This is a genomic window from Saccharothrix sp. CB00851, from assembly GCF_001905065.1.
In the GTDB taxonomy this organism is placed as follows: Bacteria; Actinomycetota; Actinomycetes; order Mycobacteriales; family Pseudonocardiaceae; genus Actinosynnema.
In genome coordinates this window covers 121,460-143,264 of sequence record NZ_LWLC01000045.1, presented here as the reverse complement: position 1 = coordinate 143,264, position 21,805 = coordinate 121,460, and the positions used below count along the sequence as shown (strand labels likewise).

At 71.1% G+C, this 21,805-nt stretch carries 24 protein-coding genes; 9 read left to right on the top strand and 15 right to left on the bottom strand.

What is annotated here, in order from left to right:
* The first annotated feature begins 41 nt into the window (after window positions 1-41).
* Window positions 42-524, top strand: coding sequence for a GNAT family N-acetyltransferase (locus A6A25_RS34910; RefSeq protein WP_073897533.1), 483 nt, complete (start codon window positions 42-44; stop codon window positions 522-524).
* A gap of 47 nt (window positions 525-571) precedes the next feature.
* Here the strand turns inward: A6A25_RS34910 and A6A25_RS34905 are convergent, their stop codons facing one another.
* Window positions 572-1,186 (bottom strand): macro domain-containing protein, encoded by a 615-nt coding sequence (locus A6A25_RS34905; protein WP_073897944.1) that lies wholly within the window; start codon window positions 1,184-1,186, stop codon window positions 572-574.
* Between the two features lie 102 nt (window positions 1,187-1,288).
* On the opposite strand from A6A25_RS34905, the gene pheA reads away from it, so the two are divergent.
* Window positions 1,289-2,182, top strand: a complete 894-nt coding sequence (pheA, locus tag A6A25_RS34900; RefSeq protein ID WP_143193600.1) for a prephenate dehydratase — start codon at window positions 1,289-1,291, stop codon at window positions 2,180-2,182.
* Window positions 2,179-2,793, top strand: coding sequence for a histidine phosphatase family protein (locus A6A25_RS34895; protein WP_073897531.1), 615 nt, complete (start codon window positions 2,179-2,181; stop codon window positions 2,791-2,793). The genes pheA and A6A25_RS34895 overlap by 4 nt, the downstream gene beginning before the upstream one ends.
* A 42-nt stretch (window positions 2,794-2,835) precedes the next feature.
* Here the strand turns inward: A6A25_RS34895 and A6A25_RS34890 are convergent, their stop codons facing one another.
* The 5 genes from A6A25_RS34890 to A6A25_RS34870 form a co-directional block, all read right to left on the bottom strand.
* Window positions 2,836-3,585 (bottom strand): phosphotransferase, encoded by a 750-nt coding sequence (locus A6A25_RS34890; RefSeq protein ID WP_241829094.1) that lies wholly within the window; start codon window positions 3,583-3,585, stop codon window positions 2,836-2,838.
* A gap of 133 nt (window positions 3,586-3,718) precedes the next feature.
* Window positions 3,719-4,228, bottom strand: coding sequence for a glycine-rich domain-containing protein (locus tag A6A25_RS34885; RefSeq protein WP_073897529.1), 510 nt, complete (start codon window positions 4,226-4,228; stop codon window positions 3,719-3,721).
* Window positions 4,229-4,348: 120 nt separating this feature from the next.
* The gene (locus tag A6A25_RS34880; RefSeq protein ID WP_073897938.1) at window positions 4,349-5,542 is read right to left on the bottom strand and encodes a helix-turn-helix domain-containing protein; all 1,194 of its coding nucleotides are present in this window, start codon (window positions 5,540-5,542) and stop codon (window positions 4,349-4,351) included.
* Window positions 5,543-5,635: 93 nt separating this feature from the next.
* A complete protein-coding gene (locus A6A25_RS34875) occupies window positions 5,636-5,986 on the bottom strand; it encodes a metallopeptidase family protein (protein WP_073897527.1) in 351 nt (116 codons plus the stop codon).
* 4 nt (window positions 5,987-5,990) lie between these two features.
* Complete coding sequence (locus A6A25_RS34870; protein WP_241829078.1) at window positions 5,991-7,058, bottom strand: septum formation family protein; 1,068 nt, start codon at window positions 7,056-7,058, stop codon at window positions 5,991-5,993.
* Between the two features lie 120 nt (window positions 7,059-7,178).
* Between A6A25_RS34870 and A6A25_RS34865 the strand changes: the two genes are divergently transcribed.
* From A6A25_RS34865 to A6A25_RS34855, 3 genes are all read left to right on the top strand, one after another.
* Window positions 7,179-7,862, top strand: a complete 684-nt coding sequence (locus A6A25_RS34865; protein WP_083668912.1) for a hypothetical protein — start codon at window positions 7,179-7,181, stop codon at window positions 7,860-7,862.
* Entirely contained in the window at window positions 7,863-9,026 is a 1,164-nt protein-coding gene (locus tag A6A25_RS34860; protein WP_073897523.1) for a glutathionylspermidine synthase family protein, read from the top strand.
* Window positions 9,027-9,175: 149 nt separating this feature from the next.
* Window positions 9,176-9,628, top strand: coding sequence for a DUF350 domain-containing protein (locus A6A25_RS34855; protein ID WP_073897521.1), 453 nt, complete (start codon window positions 9,176-9,178; stop codon window positions 9,626-9,628).
* A 69-nt stretch (window positions 9,629-9,697) separates the two neighbouring features.
* Here A6A25_RS34855 and A6A25_RS34850 read toward each other — a convergent pair whose 3' ends face one another.
* Window positions 9,698-10,300 (bottom strand): DUF6891 domain-containing protein, encoded by a 603-nt coding sequence (locus A6A25_RS34850; protein ID WP_073897519.1) that lies wholly within the window; start codon window positions 10,298-10,300, stop codon window positions 9,698-9,700.
* An 81-nt stretch (window positions 10,301-10,381) separates the two neighbouring features.
* Between A6A25_RS34850 and serS the strand changes: the two genes are divergently transcribed.
* Complete coding sequence (serS, locus tag A6A25_RS34845) at window positions 10,382-11,635, top strand: serine--tRNA ligase (protein WP_073897517.1); 1,254 nt, start codon at window positions 10,382-10,384, stop codon at window positions 11,633-11,635.
* Window positions 11,636-12,235: 600 nt separating this feature from the next.
* Here the strand turns inward: serS and lhgO are convergent.
* The gene (gene lhgO, locus A6A25_RS34840) at window positions 12,236-13,423 is read right to left on the bottom strand and encodes an L-2-hydroxyglutarate oxidase (RefSeq protein ID WP_073897515.1); all 1,188 of its coding nucleotides are present in this window, start codon (window positions 13,421-13,423) and stop codon (window positions 12,236-12,238) included.
* An 11-nt stretch (window positions 13,424-13,434) separates the two neighbouring features.
* Complete coding sequence (locus A6A25_RS34835) at window positions 13,435-14,310, bottom strand: LLM class flavin-dependent oxidoreductase (protein WP_073897513.1); 876 nt, start codon at window positions 14,308-14,310, stop codon at window positions 13,435-13,437.
* Window positions 14,311-14,343: 33 nt separating this feature from the next.
* Between A6A25_RS34835 and A6A25_RS34830 the strand changes: the two genes are divergently transcribed.
* The gene (locus tag A6A25_RS34830; protein WP_073897511.1) at window positions 14,344-15,162 is read left to right on the top strand and encodes an HAD family hydrolase; all 819 of its coding nucleotides are present in this window, start codon (window positions 14,344-14,346) and stop codon (window positions 15,160-15,162) included.
* A 52-nt stretch (window positions 15,163-15,214) separates the two neighbouring features.
* On the top strand, window positions 15,215-16,150 hold the full coding sequence (locus A6A25_RS34825; protein ID WP_073897509.1) for an NAD-dependent epimerase/dehydratase family protein: 936 nt from the start codon (window positions 15,215-15,217) through the stop codon (window positions 16,148-16,150).
* Window positions 16,151-16,207: 57 nt separating this feature from the next.
* Here A6A25_RS34825 and A6A25_RS34820 read toward each other — a convergent pair whose 3' ends face one another.
* The 6 genes from A6A25_RS34820 to A6A25_RS34795 are packed head-to-tail and all read right to left on the bottom strand — an operon-like array spanning window position 16,208 to window position 21,709.
* A complete protein-coding gene (locus A6A25_RS34820) occupies window positions 16,208-16,762 on the bottom strand; it encodes an acyltransferase (protein WP_241829092.1) in 555 nt (184 codons plus the stop codon).
* Window positions 16,763-16,767: 5 nt separating this feature from the next.
* Window positions 16,768-17,883, bottom strand: coding sequence for a DegT/DnrJ/EryC1/StrS family aminotransferase (locus A6A25_RS34815; RefSeq protein WP_073897507.1), 1,116 nt, complete (start codon window positions 17,881-17,883; stop codon window positions 16,768-16,770).
* Window positions 17,884-17,887: 4 nt separating this feature from the next.
* Entirely contained in the window at window positions 17,888-18,595 is a 708-nt protein-coding gene (locus tag A6A25_RS34810; protein ID WP_073897505.1) for a NeuD/PglB/VioB family sugar acetyltransferase, read from the bottom strand.
* Window positions 18,592-19,725, bottom strand: a complete 1,134-nt coding sequence (locus tag A6A25_RS34805; protein WP_073897503.1) for a DegT/DnrJ/EryC1/StrS family aminotransferase — start codon at window positions 19,723-19,725, stop codon at window positions 18,592-18,594. The genes A6A25_RS34810 and A6A25_RS34805 overlap by 4 nt, the downstream gene beginning before the upstream one ends.
* Window positions 19,722-20,684, bottom strand: coding sequence for an SDR family NAD(P)-dependent oxidoreductase (locus A6A25_RS34800; RefSeq protein ID WP_073897501.1), 963 nt, complete (start codon window positions 20,682-20,684; stop codon window positions 19,722-19,724). The genes A6A25_RS34805 and A6A25_RS34800 overlap by 4 nt, the downstream gene beginning before the upstream one ends.
* Entirely contained in the window at window positions 20,684-21,709 is a 1,026-nt protein-coding gene (locus A6A25_RS34795) for a Gfo/Idh/MocA family protein (protein WP_073897486.1), read from the bottom strand. The genes A6A25_RS34800 and A6A25_RS34795 overlap by 1 nt, the downstream gene beginning before the upstream one ends.
* Window positions 21,710-21,805 lie beyond the last annotated feature (96 nt).

Sequence of the window (21,805 nt, the reverse complement as noted above, 5' to 3'; positions counted from 1 at the left end):
TGCCGGTACCCACCGCGCCCGCCCGCCAAGACAGTGCAGGGATGCTCGTACGCGCGATCGAGGAAGCCGACCGGATCGTCGTCGGCAGGCTGGTGCTGGAACTGTGGGGCGCGCACACCGCGGTCGCCCACGGCCAGGTGTTCTTCCCCGCGAGCCTGCCCGGGTTCCTGGTCGAACAGCAGGACACCGTCGTCGGGCTGCTCACCTACACCGCGGCCGACAACCACCTGGAGATCGTCACCATCGACGCCCTGCGAAGAGGCAGGGGTGTCGGCAGCTCGCTGGTCGACGCCGCCGTGCACCGGGCCCGCCAGCTCGGCTGCAACCGGGTCCGGCTCACCACGACCAACGACAACCTCGACGCCCTGCGCTTCTACCAACGCCGCGGCTTCCGGCTCACCTCCCTGCGGCCCGACGCGGTGCGCGAGGCGCGCCGGCTGAAGCCGGAGATCCCCAGCGTCGGTGACTACGGCATCCCCATCACCGACGAACTGGACCTGGAGCGTTGGGTCGCGCCGCGCTAGTTGTCCACAGGCCCCAGCCGGGCTGTCCACAAGTTGTGCACAACCGGCTAGCGGCTGGGCAGCGGGCTGAACACCTCGTCCCACGCGGCGGCGACCTGGCGGGCGCAGGTGGCGGGCGCGACGCCGCCGACGCCCGTGCCGAGACCGGGCATGGCGATCGTGCGGACCACCGAGCGCAGCGGGCGGCCGTCGTCCAGCCGGCCGCCCAGCCACAGCCGCAGCACGGCACGCGCGGCCAGGTACGGGTGCACCGTGTCCTCGGGCAGCAACTCCCCGGGCTGCCGCATGGTCGGCGCGCTGATCAGCCACTCCGGCTCGGGCTCGCCGGTCGGCACGACCAGCGCCTCGCCGACGGGCAGCTCGCCGCCGTGCAACCCGAGCACGGCACTGCGCACGTTGCCCTCGACCTGCGGGAACGCGCGGGCGTACACGGCGTCGATGCCTCCGCGCATCCAGCCGGAGGAGTTCGCGGGGCTCACCACGGCCTCGGCGACGATGTCGAGCACCGAGCCCCGGTGCACCTCGACGCCGGTCCTGCCCTCGGCCACCGCGAGCCAGGCACGGGCCAGCGGTTCGTCGACGGCGCACAACACCAGACGGGGAACTGCTACCGGAGCGTTGATCTCACCCTCCGTATCGGCGGCGGACACATCTCCCAGCATTCCAGGAGAACCCGTTGCTGCGGAACGGGGGCGGGCACCCGCCGGGCGGGTGATCCTCGCCTCAACGGCGCTACCAACCGTGGTCCTCGTATCGTTGCGGCCGTGCTCGCCTATTTCGGACCGCAGGGAACGTTCACCGAGCAGGCCGCACGCGGCTTCGCCTCTCCGCAGCAGGAACTGGTCCCGTTCGACACGGTGCCCGCCGCGCTCGCCGCCACCCGCCGGGGGGAGACCCAGTCGGCGTGCGTGCCGGTGGAGAACTCCGTCGAGGGTGCGGTGCCCGCGACGATGGACGCGCTGACCGAGGGCGAACCGCTGGTCGCGGTGGCCGAGGCGGTGCTGCCGGTGCGGTTCAGCGTGCTCGTGCGGCCCGGCGGCGGGCCCGTGCGCACGGTCGCCAGCCACCCGCACGCCCTCGCGCAGGTGCGGCACTGGATCGCCGAGCACCTGCCGGAGGCCGACGTGGTCGCCACGACGTCCACCGCCGCCGCCGCCCGTGCCGTGCTGGGCGGCGAGTTCGACGCGGCCGTGAGCGCGCCCGTGGCCGTGCGGCACTACCCGCTGGAGGTGCTGGCCACCGACGTGGCCGACGTGCGGGACGCGAAGACCCGGTTCCTGCTCGTCCGCCCGCCCGGCGCGCTGCCCGAGCCGACCGGCCACGACCGCACGTCCCTGGTCTGCACGGTCTCGGACAAGGTCGGCGCCCTGTCGGAGCTGCTGGTCGAGCTGGCGCTGCGCGGCATCAACCTGACCCGCATCGAGTCGCGGCCCACCAAGGGCAGGCTCGGCGAGTACCGGTTCTACATCGACCTCGACGGTCACGTGGCCGAGCCCAGGGTGGGCGACGCGCTGGCCGCACTGCACCGGCACTGCCCGCAGACCCGGTTCCTCGGCTCGTACCCGAAGGCCGAACCGGGTGGTGTGGTGGCGGGCAACGAGGAGTTCGTGGCGGCGGCCGAATGGGTCGAGACAGTCCGGAGGGGGCACGGCGCGTGAGGTTGATCCTGGTCAGACACGGCGAGACGGCGTCGAACGTGAAGATGGCGCTGGACTCGCTGCCACCCGGCCCGCCGCTGACCGACGCGGGCGTGGCGCAGGCCGCGGCGCTGGCCGAGCAGCTGGCCGCCGAGCCGGTGGCCGCCGTCTACGCCAGCACGGCGGTGCGCGCGCAGCAGACCGCGGCGCCCGTGGCGGCGGCGCACGGCCTGGACGTCGAGGTCGTCGAGGGCGTGCAGGAGATCTTCTGCGGCGACCTCGAAGGGCGGCACGACCGCGAGGCGTTCGAGGTCTTCATCGCCACCGTGAAGCAGTGGGCCGAGGGCGACCTGGACGTGCCGCTGCCCGGCGGCGAGAGCGGTCGCCAGGTCCTCGACCGCTACCTCGACGCGGTGGGCAAGATCACCGCCAAGCACGCCGACGGCGAGACGGTGGTGCTGGTCAGCCACGGCGCGTCGCTGCGGATGGGCGCGCTCGCCCTGGCCCGCAACGTGAGCCCCGCGCTGGCCGAGGCGGGCCTGCTGCCCAACACCGGGCGGGTCGTGCTGGAACGCGCCTCCGACGGCTGGCGCTGCACGTCGTGGACCGGCGTGGACGTGGTCGACGGCTGAGCGGGCCGAGGCGCCGGCGTCCCAGCTCGGTTCGAAGCAGGGTCAGGCCACTCGGTAGCGCGCCCAGGTTCGTGCCGCGTTCGTGGCGGGAGTGGCCGCGAACTTGCGTTCCCACAGCCGGAGCACCGACGCGGAAAAGGCCGTCAGCGTGTCCGGCGAGGCTGCGGCGAAGCCGTCGAACCGGCGAGCCCACTCCTCCGCCGAGCCCGGGTCGTGCCCTTCCGCGACGAGCCGGATGACCAGGAACGCGGGATCGACCCAGGCTGCGCCGGTCTTCCACCAGGCCCAGTCGACCACCCGCGCAGTGTCGGACACGAGGATGTTCGCCGGGTTGAGGTCCGAGTGGATCAGGCGTCGACCCTCCATGCGAGCGGGCGCGCGGGCGGCCCACGTGGCCAGTAGATCGGCGTTGGCCAACGACCACGGGTCGGCGTCACCAGGCGGGGGGAGGTTGGTCTCGACCTCCATCGCCCGCGCCCATTGAGCCGACATCACGCGGTGGGCGATGGATGCGGGGGGCGGAGCCGTGCGGCCGATCTCGTCCACGACATCCGCGACGGCCGGCAGATCCGCTGTGCCGGGGGACAGGTCGGCGTGCCTGCCGGGGATGTGCTCGAATCCGAGCAGCAACCAGCCGTCCATCTCGATGGACCACAGCAGGCGCGGAGCGAGCCGTCCGGGCAGGAACGGGTTGACGGTGACCTCGTTGCGGTGCATTCTCGCCAATGGCGAATCCGTCGTGATCCCCTTGCAGAACACGCGACCGGAATCGGTCGACAGCGTTACCGCCATCTCGGAGTTCCGCCCTCCGCTGACCGATTCCGCCGCCGACACCGCTCCGGTCCTGTGCTCCACGGCCGCTCGCACGCTTGCGGGCAAGTCGTGCCAATCACGACGGTTCGCCATCTGCTCCATCGTTCTCGGGCTACTGCCCGAACGCCACGGAACGACGTGCCGCGGCCCCGTCGTCGTCACCACCTTGGCCGCAGTTGGTGCAGCCGTCGTGGCACTGCGTGCACTCGCCCGCCGACGTTTCCCACAACTCGACGTCGACCTCGAAACCGCTCGCCCTGATCGCCTGCACAGTAGGAGCCAAAGCTGCCTTCAGCGCGGAACGCGAATTGCTCGGCGGGGTGACTTCGTCGGGGACGTGATGGATGAAGTAACCGGCGATGTCCTCGCAGAAGTCGGCGTAGTCGATGGTGTTCAGGATGAACTGGTGCCAGCCGAGATCGACGGCTCGACTCGGGCGGAAGTGCTTGCCGGGGTTGTCGGCGCACGTCTTCAGGAACACGACTGCCTGATTCACGGTCCGGACGGCCAGATCGCCGGTCATTCCCGCGTGTTCATTGAGCAACTGCCGTACCAACCGGCCGTGCAGTTCCGGCGAGATCAACCCGTGTCCGGGCCCGGTGGTGAGTGTGGACGAGGTCATTCGACCCTCCCGATTTCGTGGCACGACGACGGTCCTGTCCGACGTCACATCCGTATTCGGAAACGACGCTAGGTCGGACCTCGATCACCTGCTTCACAGCTTGTTAAGCAGGTGGGAGGATCACCCGGTCGGGGCTATGCCCATCCTCCACGCGAGACCGCGAAGATCGCGACCACCGGCTTCGCGGCGCGCCTGTCGGAGTAGATCCGCCACCGATTCGCGTGCGAACGCATTGTTGCGCACCTTCTGCGGAGCGAGCTTTTCGGCGTACAGGAGAGCGGCCAAGCCACGTTCGCGGTGCTTGCGCTCGGTCAGCAAGCCCCGGCCGTAGTCGATCCAGAACGCCGCTTGCCGTGATCGGGAAACTCCGTCAGGACGCACGTGCGCGGCAATCTCCGCCACTTTCGCGGCATCGCCCAACTCCAGTCCGATCGACACCCGCCAGATCCCGACGTTGGTCCGTCCGAAGTTGGTCTGCATCCAGGGGCTCACATCCGGTTCGACGCGCTCGGCCAGGCTCGCTGCCTCGGCCAAGTGGTCCTGAGCGGTCTCCGCGTGCCCCTGTGCCGCCGACGAAAGCGCCGCGGTCAGGTGAGCGAGTCCGCGAACCTCATGACGCGACCCTGGCATGTCGGCCACCGACACCGCGAGCTCGTACTGCCGAGATCGGTTGGCGCCACTGATGAGTTGAGAGCGCTGGTAGGCGGCATATGCCAGCCACACGGGATCGTCCAACTCTTCGGCGACCACACGCATCCGTTCGACGGCCAGCGTCGGCAGTCCCGGCACGCCGAGGTCGTGCGCGAGATACGCGACAGCCTTGTACGCGCCCAGCAGCCCGATCAGGGCGGCCGACCGGTGCCTGTCGTCGTGCACAGCGACGAGCAGATCGCGGATCAGGATCGGTAGCAGCGCGGATTGTGCTGCGTAGTCCGCGTCCGGCCGGAGTTTGTGGTTCAACAGGTCGACATCGGCCTGGACCGCTTCCCAGGGACGTCGTGGAGCGGCCGGGGTCTCACCGGGGCGCCAGCTGGTCACCGCATCCTCGACGGCATGGATGTTCGCGTGCGTCTCGCTGGAGGACGAATCAGATGGGGCGTAGGGCCTACCTGTCAGCTCGGCGGGCGAAACCCGTAGTGCGGCGGCCAGGGCCTCCAACGTCGCCCTCGTCCTGACCGGCCGTTTGCCGCTCTCGATCATGCTCAGGTAGCTGGGCGTCATCCCCGCCAGACCTGCCACGACACCCTGCTTCATCCCTCGCCATGAGCGGACCTCGCGCACCCGCCTGCCAATGTGCGAGTCGTCGACGTCCATGCACACCGTCCCGCCGCGATAGAGGTACCGCACGAGGCTACCGCGAGGTCTTGGAGAGCACGCGGCTCAAGATCACGCCGAGCGGTCGGTGGGTCAGCCCCAGCCCAGTTCGTGCAGCTTGGCGTCGTCGATGCCGAAGTGGTGGGCGATCTCGTGGACCACGGTGACCACGACTTCCTCCACCACGTCGTCCTCGGTGCGGCAGATGTCCAGGATCGCTTCGCGGTAGATGGAGATCCGGTCCGGTAGGACGCCGCCGTAGTCGGTGGTCCGGCTGGTCAGCGCGATGCCGTGGTAGAGCCCGAGCAGGCTCGGCACGTCGGCGTTGCGGTCCTCGACCAGCACCACCACGTTGTTCATCGCGGCCGCGAACTCCGGTGGGATGAGGTCGAGGGCCTCGCCGACCAGCTCCTCGAACCGCTGACGGGTCATCTCCACCGGCATGACGTCACCTCGTCGTGGTCGTCGGAGTCGTCGTGGTGGTTTCCTCGTCCGACTTCGGCGGCTTGGAGCCCGACGTCGACGGATCGGCGGAGCTGGAGTTGGACTGCGAGTGCAGCGGCGCGCCGGTCGGCTCGTCCTGCTGCACGGCGGTCGTCTGCGGCGGGTTGGACGTGGTCAGCGGCGGCGCGTTCGGGTTGCGCACGCTGCCCTCCCACGCGACCAGCACGCCGTCCACCGGCTGCGCGCCGACCTTGCAGTTCACCAGCCGCGAACCGGCCGTCCAGCTCTCCAGCACCCTGGTGTCCCAGGTGACGATGAGGCCGCGGGCCTTCAGTTCGGCGCCGCCGGTGTACTCGGCGGTGATCCGGGTGCACTCGTCGACCAGCAGCTGGTCCTGCTGCTCGGGCGACGGGAACTCGCCGGGCGGCAAGGTCACCACGCCGGTGATCTCGAACGTGTGCGGCTTCAGGCACTCGATCGGGTCGCCGACGGACCTGGTCTCGGTGATGCCCAGGCACACGCCCGGGTCGTAGACGTCGGACTGGTCCTGGGTGCGCGCGGTGCCGTAAGCGGGGAGCAGGCCGCCCGCCGGACCGGCCACCTGCAGGCCGCAGCGCAGCGTCCGCTGGCCCTCGCCCCACAGCCGCTCGCCCGGGTTGAGCGGCCCGACCGTGTACTTGCCGAACGGGTCGAACTTGCCGCCGAGGTAGTCCAGCGACAGCTTCGAACACCGCTCCTGGCTGATCTGCTGCCACTGCGCGTCGTCCGGGAACGGCGCCTGGGGCCCGTGATCGGCGGAGATGTCCGCCACACCGGTCACCTCGAACAGGTGCTGGGCGGCGCAGTCGACCTTCTCGACGTCCGACAGGTCCTGCTCGGTCCAGTTCAGGCAGTCACCCGCCTGAGCGGCCATGACGGGGTTCACCGCGGTACTGGGCGTGCTGCCGACGCCACCCGCGCCCACCGGCCACCCCATGAACGTGCTCAGGGCCAACAGGACGAACGCGCCAGCCGACGCGCCGAGCATGACCAAGTGGTCACCTCGACGAAACCAGCGCGTGGTCGCGGACATCTACTCCATGATGCCTGTGTAGGCCGAGTAACCGTTCGGGCGGGTGGAAAGTGTTGCTTTTGGGACACTCGTCACCCATTCGGCGGCCGATCTCTGTACCGTCCCCGCCGGGAGTGGCTGATGACTGAGAACGACAACACCGGTAACGCGGCGACGCCCGGTCAGGGTGGGCCGAACGGACCAGACCGACCGAACGGACCGGCCGCGCCGGGGCCGCAGGCCGGTGGCGCGTCGCCGCCGCCGTACGCGCCCCCGCCCGCGGACCAGCAGCAACCGCCGCAGGGCGGGCGCGGCCAGATCCGGCGGCAGGAGGCGGGCCAGACCAAGCCCCGCCCGCCGACACTGGCCGAGCAGCGCGCCCGCGCCGCGGCGATCGAGCAGCAGCGCGAGCAGCAGCTCGCCGTCGAAGCCGAGGAGGCGCGTCGCCGGAAGCTGCGCAAGCGGCTGCTCATCGGCGGTGGCGTGGCCGTCGGCGTGGCCGGCGTGGTGGCCATCTGGTACGCCGTGTCCAGCCCCGACGACGTGGTGGCCCAGTGCACCCGCGACGACGTGGTGGTCGAGGACCAGTACTGCGACGAGAGCTACGCGCGCAGCCACGGCGGGTACGTCAGCGGCGGGTTCATCTACATCGGTGGCAGCTCGTACCGCTACAACTACGGCGCGCCGAGCACCCCGATCGGCCAGAAGGTCAGCGGCGGCACCTACACCATGCCGAAGGGCGCGAACATCACCACCAAGTCCGGCACGGTCGTGCAGCGCGGTGGGTTCGGCGTGTCCGGCGGCAGCAAGAGCGGGGGCAGCTGAGTGCGTCGGGAGTCCTCCGCGCCCCGGCCGAACTGGCAGCGCACCGTCTCCGAGCAGGGGCTGGTGTTCGGCGCGCCGGCCAGGGCCGCGGACGGCAGCCCGCGCCCGTACTGGGACGAGTCGGCGCACTACGTCTTCGACATGAGCGACGTGCTGTCGCTCGAAGCGGACGTCGAGCTGCTGCACAACATGTGCCTCGAAGCCGTCGACAACGTGGTGCTCACCGAGCGCTTCCGGGACTTCGGCATCAACGAGTGGCTGTGGCCCGCGATCGCCGAGTCGTGGAAGCGCCGCGACCCGCACGTGTACGGGCGGTTCGACCTGCGCTACGACGGCAGCGGCCCGGCCAAGCTGCTGGAGTACAACGCCGACACGCCCACGTCGCTGCTGGAGGCGTCGGTCGTCCAGTGGAACTGGAAGACCGACGTCTTCCCCGAGGACGACCAGTGGAACTCCATCCACGAGAAGCTGGTCGAGCGCTGGGCCGAGATCGGCGGCAGGCTGCCGTCCAACGAACTGCACTTCACCTGGTCGGGCGCGGACCCCTCCGGCGAGGACCACGTCACCGTGGCCTATTTGCAGGAGACCGCGGCCGAGGCGGGCATGGACACCGTCGGCCTGGCGATCGAGGAGATCGGCTGGGACCCGCTGCTGCGCCGGTTCGTGGACCTGGAAGACGCGCCGATGGGCACGGTCGTGAAGCTCTACCCGTGGGAGTGGGTGGTCGACGAGCAGTTCGGCCGCTACGCCGTGGAGAGCCTGCCCGGCACCCTGTGGGTCGAGCCGCTGTGGAAGATGCTGCTGTCCAACAAGGCGCTGCTGGCCGTGCTGTGGGAGATGTACCCCGGCCACCCGAACCTGCTGCCCGCGTTCCTGGACGAACCCGGCCTGCTCACCGAGTACGTGCGCAAGCCGCGGCTGGGCCGGGAGGGGCAGAACATCCAGATCGTCGCCCCCGGCTACGAGACCCAGACCGGCGGGGTCTACGGCAAGGAGGGCTTCGTCTACCAGCTGTTCGACCCGCTGCCCGAGTTCGACGGCTACCGGCCGGCGCTCGGCGCGTGGGTCGTCGGCGACGCCTCGGCGGGCCTGGGCATCCGGGAGACCGTCGGCCTGGTCACCGACGACGGCGCGGCGTTCGTGCCGCACCGGATCGTCGAGTGAGTCGAGTGAAGTCACGTGAAGTCGCGTGATTCGGACGAGCGAACGAGTCGCATGAGCTGCTCCCCGAACCCCGAGAAGGCACCACACCCGTCGTCACCGGCTCCTTCACCGGCGGCACAACCGATCAACCTGCACACCATGGAGGGTCAGTGATTCCCCCACTCGCGTTGGACCCCGGCTTCGGGTCCGCCATCGGCACCGGCGTCGGCGCGATCGCGCTCTACGCGATCGTCGGCCTCGTCCTGATGGTCGTCGGCTTCTACGCCATCGACTGGACCACGCCCGGCAAGCTGAGCACGTTGGTGCGCGGCGGCGCCCCGAACGCGGTCATCGTCACGTCCGCGGGCCTGGTCAGCATGGCCCTGATCGTGGTCGTGGCGATCTACAGCGCGGCGGGCAAGCTGGACGAGGGCCTGCTGTCGGCCCTGATCTTCGGCTTCGTCGGCATCATCGTCCAGGTGCTCGCGGTCCGGCTGCTGGAGTGGGTGACCCGCCTGGACATCGGCTCGCTGATCGAGTCCGAGCGGTTCGCGCCGGCCAGCGTCGTCGTCGCGTCGGCGCACGTCGCCCTCGGCCTCGTGGTCGCGGTCGCCATCTCGTAGCGCGAAGTTACGCGGGACCAGCCGCGAAGGGGGTGTGCCCGCCGGTCGGGCACGCCCCCTTCGCGCTGCTCAGCCCACCGGCAGCCGCTTCTGCCAGGTGATCGGCCCGACGCTGATCCGGGTGCGCACCGACCCGTTCCACTCGACGGGCAGCCCGCCCGCGGTGAGCGCCGCGACCACCTCGCGCCCCACCGCCTCGTCGGCCGCCGCGTGGTCGGCCACCTCGCCCAGCGACCCGTACGCGAGCCACACGTGGCCGTGCGCCACGGCGCTCTCGGTGTCCTGCCGGTGGAAGAACACGTACCCGCGCGCACCCTCGGCCGCCTCGTCGCCGATCTCGGCGTGACCGCACGTCTGGCAGCAGGTGAAGTCGGCGCGGGCGGTGATCCCGCCCCGGTCGAGCGCCTCGAACACGGTGAACAGCCGGTCCACGTCCGTGCTCGCCGGCCACCCGTCCTGCTCGGCGGACCGCTCCCGCCACACCCGCTCCACCACGGCCCGCGCGGCCTCCGGCGTGACCGGGTGCTCCCCGTCCTCGAAGTGCTCGGCCACCTCCTCGACCGCGTCGTCCAACGCGGTGAAACCGCCGTGCACCACGACCCGCGCGTACTCCTCGACCTCCGCCACCACGTCGGCGGGCAGGTCGGGCTCGTCGTCTGCTCGTTCAACCACGCGCGCATCCTGCCCGAGGGGTCCGACAGCGGGGTGCGACGTCCTGCAAATCGTTTTCCGCCGGGTACTACCCTTCCCTGTGTGATTGACCTCAAGGCACTGCGCGAGAACCCGGAAGCCGTCCGCGCGTCGCAACGCGCGCGTGGCGAGGACGAGACCGTGGTCGACGCGCTGCTGTCCGCCGACGAGCGCCGCCGGGCCGCCATCGCCCGCGCCGACGCGCTGCGCGGCGAGCAGAAGACGTTCGGCAAGCAGGTCGGCCGGGCCAAGGGCGAGGAGCGCGACGCGCTGCTGGTCAAGGGCAAGGAGCTGGCCGCCGAGGTCAAGGCCGCCGAGGCCGAGCAGTCCGCCGCCGAGGCCGAGCTGAACGAGCTGCACCGCGCCGTGCCGAACATCGTCCACCCCGACGCGCCCGCGGGCGGCGAGGACGACTACGTGGTGCTCAAGCACGTCGGCGAGAAGCGGGAGTTCGACTTCGAACCGGTGGACCACCTCGACCTGGGCGTGCGGCTCGGCGCGATCGACATGGAACGCGGCGCGAAGGTGTCCGGCTCGCGCTTCTACTTCCTCACCGGCGTCGGCGCGCAGCTGGAGCTGGCGCTGCTGAACATGGCCGTCGCCCAGGCGACCGCCGCCGGGTTCCAGCTCATGATCACGCCGACCCTGGTGCGGCCCGAGATCATGGCGGGCACCGGGTTCCTCGGCGCCCACGCGAGCGAGATCTACCGCCTCGAAGCCGACGACCTGTACCTGGTCGGCACGTCGGAGGTGCCGCTCGCGGGCTACCACGCCGACGAGATCCTGGACGGGCCGAAGCGGTACGCGGGCTGGTCGTCGTGCTACCGGCGCGAGGCGGGCTCGTACGGCAAGGACACCCGCGGCATCATCCGCGTGCACCAGTTCAACAAGGTCGAGATGTTCTCCTACGTCAAGCCGGAGGACGCCGAGGCCGAGCACGCCAAGCTGCTGGCGTGGGAAGAGGAGATGCTGGCCAAGATCGAGGTCCCCTACCGGGTCATCGACACGGCCGCCGGCGACCTCGGCACGTCGGCCGCGCGCAAGTTCGACTGCGAGGCGTGGATCCCGACCCAGCAGGCGTACCGGGAACTGACGTCGACGTCGAACTGCACCACGTTCCAGGCCCGGCGGCTCAACGTGCGCTACCGGGACGAGAACGGGAAGCCGCAGATCGCCGCCACGCTCAACGGCACCCTGGCGACTACTCGGTGGATCGTGGCCATCCTGGAGAACCACCAGCAGGCCGACGGCTCGGTCGTCGTCCCGCAGGCCCTCCGCCCATTCCTCGGCCTGGACGTCCTCAAGCCCACCAAGTAGTCCAAGCTCGCCAGGAAATCGAAGCGCGTCCGTAATTCAAACAAAAGCACGACGGGCTCGCCGCCCGACCGCGGAGGCTCGATTTTACATGGGGTTCGGGTGCTTTAGGCTGGTCGAAGCCGGGCAGGCTTGGCGGGCGCTTTTTCCGCCAGGCCTGCCCGGCTTTGGCCTGCCTGGAGTGCCCGTAAGGGGCCCCATGTCAAATCGAGCCGGGACTCGAGTAGCGGCTTAGCGCAAGAACGAAAAGCCTCAAAAGCCAAACAAGAACGAAAAGCCTCAAAAGCCAAACAAGAACGAAAAGCCTCAAAAGCCAAAAGAGTCCTCGCCGGACGGGCAGATCAACAGGATGACATCCCCGAGTCCCGTCTCGCTCTTGTTCCCCCGGGAACTGCCGACCCAGCGTGGTCCCGGACTCCGTGTCATCCCACCGACCTCCCTCCGGGTTACCACACGCGTCAAGGGCGGCGCGAGGTCCCAGTGAAGTAGCGGGCAAAGCCGCACGCGCCGCCCTTGACACGTGCGGTAAGGCTGCGCCAGGTCGGCGGGATGACACGAAGCCCCCCTTTGGGGAGAAGGACGTGCCAGTGGAGTTGTCGGTGGTCAGTTCCAGCTGAGTTCGACCTGGGTGGCTACGTGCTTGCCGATTTCCAGGGCGGAAGTGGCGGCTGGTGATGGGGCGTTGAGGACGTGGACCTGGCGTGGGGCGGTGTCGATGAGGAAGTCGTCGACGAGGGAGCCGTCGGCGCGCATCGCCTGGGCGCGGACGCCGGCGGAGGCGCGGATCAGGTCGTCCTCGGTGATGGCCGGTACGAGGCGGGCCAGGCTGCGGGCGAAGCGCTTGCGGGACAGGGAGCGCAAAACTTCTTCGGCGCCGGTGCGGGCGAACTTGCGGGCCAGGCGCCAGGTGCCGGGGAAGCGGGCGACGTCGACCAGGTCGGTCGGGGAGATGTCGCGCCAGCGGTAGCCCTCGCGGCGCAGGGCGAGGACGGCGTTGGGGCCCGCGTGGACGCTGCCGTCCAGCATGCGGGTCAGGTGCACACCCAGGAACGGCAGCGCCGGGTCCGGGACCGGGTAGATCAGGCCGCGGACCAGGTGGCGGCGGTCGTGGCGCAGTTCGTAGTACTCGCCGCGGAACGGGACGATCGCGGCGGAAGGGCTGATGCCCGCCATCCGGGCGATCCGGTCGCTGTGCAGGCCGGCGCAGTTCACCAGGGCGTCGGCCCGGACCACGCCCCGTGGGGTGGCCACCTCGACGCCGCCGCCGCTGAGCGCCCGCCGGATGCCCAGCACGGGCGAGTGCAGCCGCAGGTCGTGGCCGCTCAGCTCGCGCACGAGGGCCGCGCACACCGCGGGGAAGTCGATGATCCCGGTGCTCTCCACCCGCAACGCGGCCACGGCCGCCACCTGGGGCTCGTACTCGCGGGCCTCGTCCACGCCGATCCGCCGCGCCGGCACGCCGTTGGCCTCGGCCCGCTCGGCCAGCGCCTCCAGGCGCGGCACCTCGTCCGGCGAGGTGGCGACGACCAGCTTGCCGCACACGTCCACCGGCACGCCGTGCTCACGCGCGTAGTCCACGATCGAGGCGTTGCCCGCGACCGACATCCGCGCCTTCAGCGACCCCGGCTTGTAGTACAGACCCGCGTGGACCACGTTGCTGTTGTGCCCGGTCTGGTGCGCCGCCCACCGCGGCTCCTTCTCCAGCACCACCAGGTCGTGACCGCGCCGGGCCAACTCCCGCGCCGTCGCGAGGCCCACGATCCCGCCACCGATCACCACGACTCGTCGCACAGCCCAGAAGGCTAGCTGCCGACCAATTCGGGCAGCACGTCGGCCGCGACCCGCTCCAGCACGGCCTCGCTGCCCGCGTACACCCCGTCGGCCCGCGGCCAGTGCACGACCAGGTCGGTGAACCCCAGCTCACGTGCCCGGCCGGCGACCTCGCGGAACCGGTCGACGCTGGTCAGCGAGTACACCGGGCACGAGTCGGCGTTGAGGTGGAAGTCGATCGACTCCTTGGCCCGCCCGATGCCGGCCAGCACCTCCCGGAACCGGGCCGTCATCGCGGCCACCCCGTCCCACCAGGCCGTTTCGTCGTCGGTCTCGGGCCCGGTGGTGACCCAGCCGGTGCCGTACTTCGCCGCGACGCCCATCGCCTTCGGCCCGTTCGCGGCGACCACGAACGGCAGCCTCGGCCGCTGCACGCAACCCGGCGCGCTCCGGGCGTCACGGATCTCGTAGTGCGCTCCGCTGAACGTGGTCCGCTCCTGCGCCAGCAGCATGTCCAGCGCGGCGACGAACTCCTCGAACCGGCCCTGCCTGCTCCCCGCCGGCGGTCCTCCCATCACCTCCGTGTCGTACCCCACACCGCCGGCGCCGACGCCGAGCGTGAAGCGGCCGTCGGAGAGGTCGTCGAGGGCGAGCAGTTCCCGGGCGAACGGCACCGGGTGGCGGAAGTTCGGTGACGCGACGAGCGTGCCGAGCCGGATCGTCCCGGTCACCGAAGCCGCCGCGGCCAGCGTCGGAACGGCACCGAACCACGGCCCGTCGACCAGGGAGCGCCAGCCCATGTGGTCGTAGGTCCAGGCGTGGTGGAAGCCGTACTCCTCGGCGGCCTTCCACTTGTGTTCGGCCATCCACCAGCGGTGTTCGGGCAGGATCACAATCCCAGTGCGCACCCGGCGACGGTATCCGAGAGGCACGATGGACAGGTGCAGAGACCTTCCCTTGTGGCATCCGACGTCGACGGCACCCTGCTCACACCCCTCGGGCGGGTCAGCCCGCGCACCGCGGGCCTGGTAGGCCGCGTGCTGGCGGCCGGCGTCCCGTTCGTGCTGGCCACCGGCCGCCCGCCCCGCTGGGTGCCGGAGGTGGCCGCCGCGGCGGGGCTGTCCGGCTACGCGGTGTGCTCCAACGGCGCGGTGATCTACGACATCGGCGCGGACCGCGTCGTCTCGGCCGAGCTGCTCACCCCCGAGCAGCTGACCGACCTGGCCGCCGTGCTGGACGAGGCGCTGCCCGGCTGCGCGATGGCCGCGGAACGGGTCGGCGAGACCGCCCGCGGCTCGACCGAGCCGGAGTTCATCGCCGACGAGCACTACCTGCACCCGTGGGACGAGGGCTCGCAGCCGCTGCCGGGCCACCAGCGGGCCCAGCTGCTCGGCAAGCCCGCGGTGAAGCTGCTGGTCAGGCACTCCGGCATGGCGTCGGACGAGATGGCGCGGGCCGCCGGGCCGCTGGTCGGCGACTCGGTGGCGATGACCTGGTCGACCAACGAGGGCCTGCTGGAGTTCGCCGCGCCGGGCGTGACGAAGGCGTCCGGCCTGGCCGCCGTCGCCGACCTGCTCGGCGTGCCCACGAGCGGGGTGCTGGCGTTCGGCGACATGCCCAACGACGTACCGATGCTCACGTGGGCGGGTCACGGGGTGGCGATGGCCAACGCGCACCAGGACGCCTTGGACGCCGCCGACGAGGTCACCGCGGCCAACTCCGAGGACGGTGTCGCGCTGGTCCTGGAGCGGTGGTTCTAGGCTGCCTGTGACGACTCGTCCCGCTCTCCCGACCCCACCTGGAGAAACACCCGTGCGCGCACTCGTGACCGGCGGTGCCGGCTTCATCGGTTCGACCCTGGTCGACAGGCTCCTGAGGGACGGGCACGAGGTGCACGTCGTCGACGACCTGAGCCGGGGCAAGCGGACGGCGCCCGCCGACCCGGCCCACGCCGACCGCTACTCGTTCTCCCGGGTGGACATCACCTCGCCGGAGCTGGCCGACGTGGTGGCCTCGTTCGGGCCCGAGGTGGTGTACCACCTGGCCGCGCAGATCGACGTGCGCGTGTCCGTGGCCGACCCGTTGCTCGACGCCACCAAGAACGTGCTCGGCACGGTCAACCTGGCCGAGGCCGCCCGCCGCGCGGGCGTGCGCAAGGTGCTGTTCGCCTCGTCCGGCGGCTCGATCTACGGCACGCCCGAGGTGCTGCCGGTCGCCGAGTCCACGCCGATCAACCCGAAGTCGCCCTACGCGGCGTCCAAGGTGTCCGGCGAGGTGTACCTGAACACCTACCGGCAGCTGTACGGCCTGGAGTGCACGCACCTGGCGCTGGCCAACGTCTACGGGCCCCGGCAGGACCCGCACGGCGAGGCGGGCGTGGTGGCGATCTTCGCGTCCGCGCTGCTCGCGGGCCGTCCGACGAAGGTGTTCGGCGACGGCGGCAACACCCGCGACTACGTGTTCGTGGAGGACGTCGTGTCGGCGTTCATCGCGGCCTCGGGCGAGGCGGGCGGCGGGCGGCGCTACAACATCGGCACCGCGCACCAGGTGTCCGACCGCGAGCTGCACACGCTGGTCGCGCAGGCGGCGGGCGTGGCCGACGACCCCGAGTTCGCCCCGGCCCGCCTGGGTGACCTGCGCGCGTCGGCCATCGACCCGTCGCTCGCGCAGGCCGAGCTGGGCTGGAAGCCCGAGGTGGACATCGCCACCGGCGTGCGGCTGACCGTGGACTACTTCCGGCAGGTCTGACGAAGACGGCCGGCCGGTGACGATCGCTCGTCACCGGCCGGCCGCCGTTCCACGGAACTACTGCTTGGCCACGAGCCCGTCGTCGGCCCGCTCGTGCTCGGTCCCGCAGGCGGGGCAGCGCAGGTCGTCGTCCAGCCGGGTGGCGCACCGGCACACCCAGCCCTTCTGCTGCGCGGGGTTGCCCACCACGAACGCGTGCGCGGGCACGTCCTTGGCGACCACCGCGCCCGCGCCGACGAACGCGTTGCGGCCGATCGTCGTGCCGCACACCACGACCACGCCCGCGCCCAGCGTGGCGCCCTCGCGCACCAGCGTGGGCAGCAACTGGTCGCTGCCCAGCTTCTGGTGCGCCCGCGGCCGCATGTCGTTGGTGAACACCGCGTTCGGCCCGAGGAACACGTTGTCCTCGCAGGTCACGCCGTTGTAGACGAGCACGTTGTTCTTGACCGTGACGTTGTCGCCGAGCACGGCCTCGTTCTCCACGAACGCGCCGTCGCAGATGTTGCAGTCCTTGCCGACCTTCGCGCCCTTGAGCACGTGCGCGAACGCCCACACGCGGGTGCCCGCGCCGACCGCGTCGCTCTCGCACAGGCCCATCGGGTGGACGAACACCCCGCTCAACGGACGGCCTCGGCCAGCACCTCGACCACCCGCTCCTGCTGCGCGCGGGTGATGCCAGGGAACATCGGCAGGCTCAGGATCTCGCCCGCGACCCGCTCGGCGTTGGGGAACGAGCCCACCCCGTGCGCGTCCGAGGCGAACGGCGCGGTCAGGTGGATCGGCGTCGGGTAGTGGATCGCGCCGCCGACCCCGTTGTCCTGCAGGTGCTTGAGCACCCGGTCCCGCTCGGCGACCCGCACCACGTACAGGTGCCACACGTGGTCGTTGCCGTCGAGCGTCTTCGGCGGCACCACGCCCTCGACACCGGCCAGCAGCTCGCCGTAGTACTCGGCGGCGGCGACGCGCAGCGCGTTCCACGCCTCCAGCCGGCGCAGCTTGGCGTGCAGCACCACGGCCTGCAGCGTGTCCAGCCTGCTGTTGAAGCCCAGCGTGCTGTGCACGTACTTCTGCTGCGAGCCGTGCTGGCTCAGCAGCCGGACCCGGTTCGCCAGCTCCTCGTCCTGCGTGGTCACCGCGCCCGCGTCGCCGTAGGCGCCGAGGTTCTTGCCCGGGTAGAAGCTGGTGCCCGCCAGGTGGCCGAGCGAGCCGGACACCGCGCCGTCACGGCGTGCGCCCTGCGACTGGGCGGCGTCCTCGACGAGGAACACGCCCTGCTCGTCGCACGCCGACTTCAGCTCCTCCACCGGTGCCATCTGGCCGTAGAGGTGCACCGGCAGCACCGCCTTGGTGCGCTCGGTGAACGCCGCCAGCGCCGCCTTCGTGTCGATCAGGTAGGTGTCCGGGTCGCAGTCCACGAACACCGGCGTGGCACCGGTGCGGGCCACCGCCTCGGCGGTCGCGATGAACGAGTTCGTGGGCACGACGCACTCGTCGCCGACACCCACGCCGACGGCACGCAGGGCCAGTTCCAGCGCGTCGGTGCCGTTCGCCACGCCGACGCAGTGCGCCACGTTGCTGTACTCGGCGTACGCCCGCTCGAACTCGCCGACGGCGGGACCGCCGACGAACGCCGTCCTGGCCAGCACCGCCGCCCAGCCCTCGGCGACCTCGTCGGCCACCTCGGCGTGCTGGAACTTCAGGTCGACAGGGGGGATCGGGGCCGGGATCGTCATCTGCTCATCCTCGTGAGATCGCTTCACCAGCGGTGCTGGTTTGACCGGGCGTGGTCTGGTCGAGCGCGCGCAGGCGCCGGGCGGGGGTGCCCGCCCACACCTCGAAGGGCGGAACGTCGGAGAGCACCACCGCTCCCATGCCGATGAGGGCGCCGGCGCCGATGGAGAGCCCTTCCCGGACCAGCGCGCCGCTGCCCAGGTAGGCCGCCTCGCCCACGCTCACGCCACCGGCCAGGGCGACCCGGGCGGCGAACGTGACGTGGTCGGCGATCGCGTCGTCGTGGGTGATGGTGACGTGCGGCATGACCACCACGTGCGACCCGATCACCTGCGGCGCGGTCACCGCGACGAACGCGAGCAGCAGCGAACCGGCGCCGATCTCGCCGCCCGGCGCGACGCTCGCCCACGGGTGCACCACGGTGGCGTAGCGCTCGGCGGGCAGGTCGAGCCGCGCGGCGATCTGCCGGCGGCTGGCCTGGTTGCGGGTGCTGGCCGTGCAGATCAGCACCCGGGCGTCGGGGTGGTCGGCGACGGCCGCGGACGGCCCGAGCACGGGCACGCCGTCGACCAGCTCGCCGTGCCGCGAGTCGTTGTCGTCCAGCAGGCCGAGCACGGACCAGCGCGGTGCGACGGCGTTGACCGCGGCGATCGCGGCCAACGCCTCCCTGGCCAACCCGCCCGCGCCGACGAGCAGCAGCGGAGCAGCGGTCACTTCGCCCCTCGGAGCACCGCGTCGAGCGCGCCGACGACGGTGTCCTGCTCGGCCTCGGTCATCTGGTGGAACAGCGGCAGGATCACCGAACGCCTGGTCAGGTGCTCGGTGACGGGCAGGTCGACGTCGCGCTGGTCGGCGTAGGCCGGTTCCAGGTGCGAGGCCATGATGCCGCGCCGGGCCGACACGCCCCGCTCGGCCAGGCCCGCCAGCACGTCCACCGAGGTGCCCGCGAAGTCGTCCGGCAGCACCACCCAGAACGACTGGTAGTTGGTCGTGCCGTACTCCGGGTCACCGACGCAGCGCAGGCCGTCCAGCTCGCCGAGCAGCTTGTGGTAGCGCCCGGCCAGCTCGCGCCGCTTGGCGATCACGTCGGCCAGCTTGCGCAGCTGGATCAGGCCCACCGCGGCCTGCATGTCGGTCATCCGGAAGTTGAAGCCGACCTCTTCGTACTCCTCCAGCTTCACGCCGCCCGCCGCGTGGCGGTCCGCGGCGGACACGCTCATGCCGTGCTCGCGCAGCTTGCGCAGCCGGGTCGCCCACTCGGCGTTCCCGGTGGTGACCATGCCGCCCTCACCGGTGGTGAGCAGCTTGCGCGGGTGGAACGACCAGGCGGCGAGGCCGGCACCGGAGCTGACCGGGCGGCCGCGGTAGGTGGAGCCCGCCGCGCACGCCGAGTCGTGCACCAGCGCGATGCCGCGCTGGTCGCACAGCGCCTGCACCGAGTCCACGTCGAACGGCACGCCACCCTGGTGCACCGCGATCACGGCGACCGTGTGCGGCGTGACGGCGGCGTCCACGGTCTGGGCCGTGACGTTGCCGGTCAGCGGGTCGACGTCGGCGAACACCGGGGTCGCGCCCACGTACTTCACCGCGTTCGCGGTCGCGATGAACGAGAACGACGGCACCACGACCTCGTCACCGGGGCCGACGCCGAGCAGGTGCAGCGACAGGTGCAGGCCGGTGGTGCAGTTCGACACCGCGACGCCGTGCGCGGCACCCGCCGACTCGGCGAACGCCTGCTCGAACGCGGCGACCCGCGGCCCCTGCGCCACCCAGCCGGAGCGGACGACCTCGGCCGCGGCCAGGGCCTCCTCCTCGCCGAGGAACGGCCGGATCACCGGGATCATCGCTGCTCCCTCCACCACTTGACCAGGTCCGCGAGGCCCTCGTCCAGCGAGATGGTCGGCTTCCAGCCCAGGTCGCGCTCGGCGGCGCCGATGTCGGCGAGCCGGCGGGTCACGGAGTTCACCGAGCGGGCCGGGCCGAACTCCAGCGGCACCGTGGACCCCATCACCCGCTGGAGGGCCTCGGCCAGCTCCAGCAGCGACGTCTCGGTCGAGGTGGCGATGTTGTAGACGGTGTCGGTGACGTCCGCCCGCGCGGCCAGGATGTTGGCGCGGGCGATGTCGCGCACGTCCACGAAGTCCATGGTCTGCTGGCCGTCGCCCAGGATCAGCGGCGGCTCACCGGCCTCGATGCGCTCCATCCACCGGATCAGCACCTCGGTGTACTTGCCGTGCGCGTCCATGCGCGGGCCGTACACGTTGAAGTAGCGCAGGGCCACGTAGTCGAGGTCGCTCATCGCCTTGAAGCTGCGCAGCATGCCCTCGTTGAACGCCTTGGCCGCACCGTAGAACGTGTCGTTGTTGTACGGGTGGTGACGCTCCGTGGTGGGGAACTCCTCGGCGAGGCCGTACACCGACGCCGTGGACGAGGCGACGACCTTCTTCACCTCGGCCTCGACGGAGGCCTCGATGATGTTGAAGGTGCCGTCGACCAGCACCTCCAGCGCGACCCGGGGCTCGGCGGCGCAGCGCGTGATGCGCAGCGCGGCGAGGTGGAACACCACGTCGGCGCCCGCGATCGTCCGCTTGACCAGCGGGATGTCGCGGATGTCGCCCTCGACGAGCTTGACCTTGTCCGGTGCCTGCGCCAGGGCGTCGGCCAGGTTCTCCACCCGGCCGCGGCTCAGGTCGTCGATCACCACGACCTCGCGCGCTCCGGCGGCCAACAGCTGGTCGACCACGTGCGAGCCGATCGTGCCCGCGCCGCCGGTCACCACGGCCCGCTGGTCGGTCAGGTCCATCAGGAAACTCCTCCGTTCACGTCCGTCAGCGGCACGAATGTGCCGCCGGCGGCAAGACTGGCCGACGCGGCCTCCAACTGGGCCAGGACCCGCAGGCCCGCGCGCCCGTCGGTCAGCGGCGCCCGCTTCTCCAGGATCGACGCGGCGAACTCGGCCATTACTCCGCGCAGCGCCTCGCCACCGGGCAGGGCGGGCGCGACCATGTCGCCGATGCGGTAGGAGACGCGCACGCTCTCGTCGTCGGGCCGCTCGATGCCGCGGTCGTAGACGGCCAGCGGCTGCGTCGGGTCGAGGTCGTTCCACACGGCGGTCTTGTCGGAGCCGCCGACGATCATCGAGCGGATCTTGGTGGGGGACAGCCAGTTCACGTGCGCGTGCGCGATGGAGCCGTTGGACAGCTGCACCGACATGTACGCCACGCAGGCACGGCCGACGCCCGCCGGGTCCGACCCGTGCGCCGCGACCGCCACCGGGTGCACGTCGTCGGGCAGGATCGAGTCGAGGATCGACAGGTCGTGGGGCGCGAGGTCCCACAGCACGTCGATGTCCGGCTGGACCAGGCCCAGGTTGATGCGCACCGAGTCGATGTACTGGATGTCTCCCAGTTCACCACCGCGGACGAGTTCGCGCAGCCTGCGCACCACCGGCGTGTAGCAGAAGGTGTGGTCGAGCATCAGCGTCAGGCCGCGGTCCTCGGCGGCCGTGACCAGCTTCAACCCGTCGGCGTAGGACGAGGCCAGCGGCTTCTCGACCAGGACGTGCTTGCCCGCCTCCAGTGCGGCGAGCGCGACCTTCAGGTGGGTGGCCGCCGGGGTGGCCACGGCCACCGCCTCGACCTCGGGGTCGGCCAGCACCTCTTCGAGGGATGACGTCACCCGGACGGTGCTGTACCGGCCCAGGACGTTGCGCGCGCGCTCGACGTCGAGGTCGCACAACGTCGTGAGCCGCAGTTCAGGGGTCGCCTGGACGTTGCGCACCAGGTTCGGCCCCCAGTAACCGGCACCGATGACGGCCACACCAACCATCGAAATCCTCTCCGAGTCTGGGAAGCACCAGCGCGGCCGCGAGCGGCATCGACTCCGCACGCTCGTCGTGCGTCGGCTGGGCGTACCCGAGGCAGT

Bases quoted from the DNA above. Each gene is read 5' to 3' on its own strand.
- A6A25_RS34890 (WP_241829094.1), bottom strand. From the start codon at position 3,585: ATGGCGGTAACGCTGTCGACCGATTCCGGTCGCGTGTTCTGCAAGGGG.
- A6A25_RS34865 (WP_083668912.1), top strand. From the start codon at position 7,179: ATGACTGAGAACGACAACACCGGTAACGCGGCGACGCCCGGTCAGGGT.
- A6A25_RS34875 (WP_073897527.1), bottom strand. From the start codon at position 5,986: ATGCCGGTGGAGATGACCCGTCAGCGGTTCGAGGAGCTGGTCGGCGAG.
- A6A25_RS34815 (WP_073897507.1), bottom strand. From the start codon at position 17,883: ATGACGATCCCGGCCCCGATCCCCCCTGTCGACCTGAAGTTCCAGCAC.
- A6A25_RS34910 (WP_073897533.1), top strand. From the start codon at position 42: ATGCTCGTACGCGCGATCGAGGAAGCCGACCGGATCGTCGTCGGCAGG.
- A6A25_RS34800 (WP_073897501.1), bottom strand. From the start codon at position 20,684: ATGGACCTGACCGACCAGCGGGCCGTGGTGACCGGCGGCGCGGGCACG.
- A6A25_RS34885 (WP_073897529.1), bottom strand. From the start codon at position 4,228: ATGACCTCGTCCACACTCACCACCGGGCCCGGACACGGGTTGATCTCG.
- A6A25_RS34870 (WP_241829078.1), bottom strand. From the start codon at position 7,058: ATGTCCGCGACCACGCGCTGGTTTCGTCGAGGTGACCACTTGGTCATG.
- A6A25_RS34805 (WP_073897503.1), bottom strand. From the start codon at position 19,725: ATGATCCCGGTGATCCGGCCGTTCCTCGGCGAGGAGGAGGCCCTGGCC.
- A6A25_RS34880 (WP_073897938.1), bottom strand. From the start codon at position 5,542: ATGGACGTCGACGACTCGCACATTGGCAGGCGGGTGCGCGAGGTCCGC.
- A6A25_RS34795 (WP_073897486.1), bottom strand. From the start codon at position 21,709: ATGGTTGGTGTGGCCGTCATCGGTGCCGGTTACTGGGGGCCGAACCTG.
- A6A25_RS34905 (WP_073897944.1), bottom strand. From the start codon at position 1,186: ATGCTGGGAGATGTGTCCGCCGCCGATACGGAGGGTGAGATCAACGCT.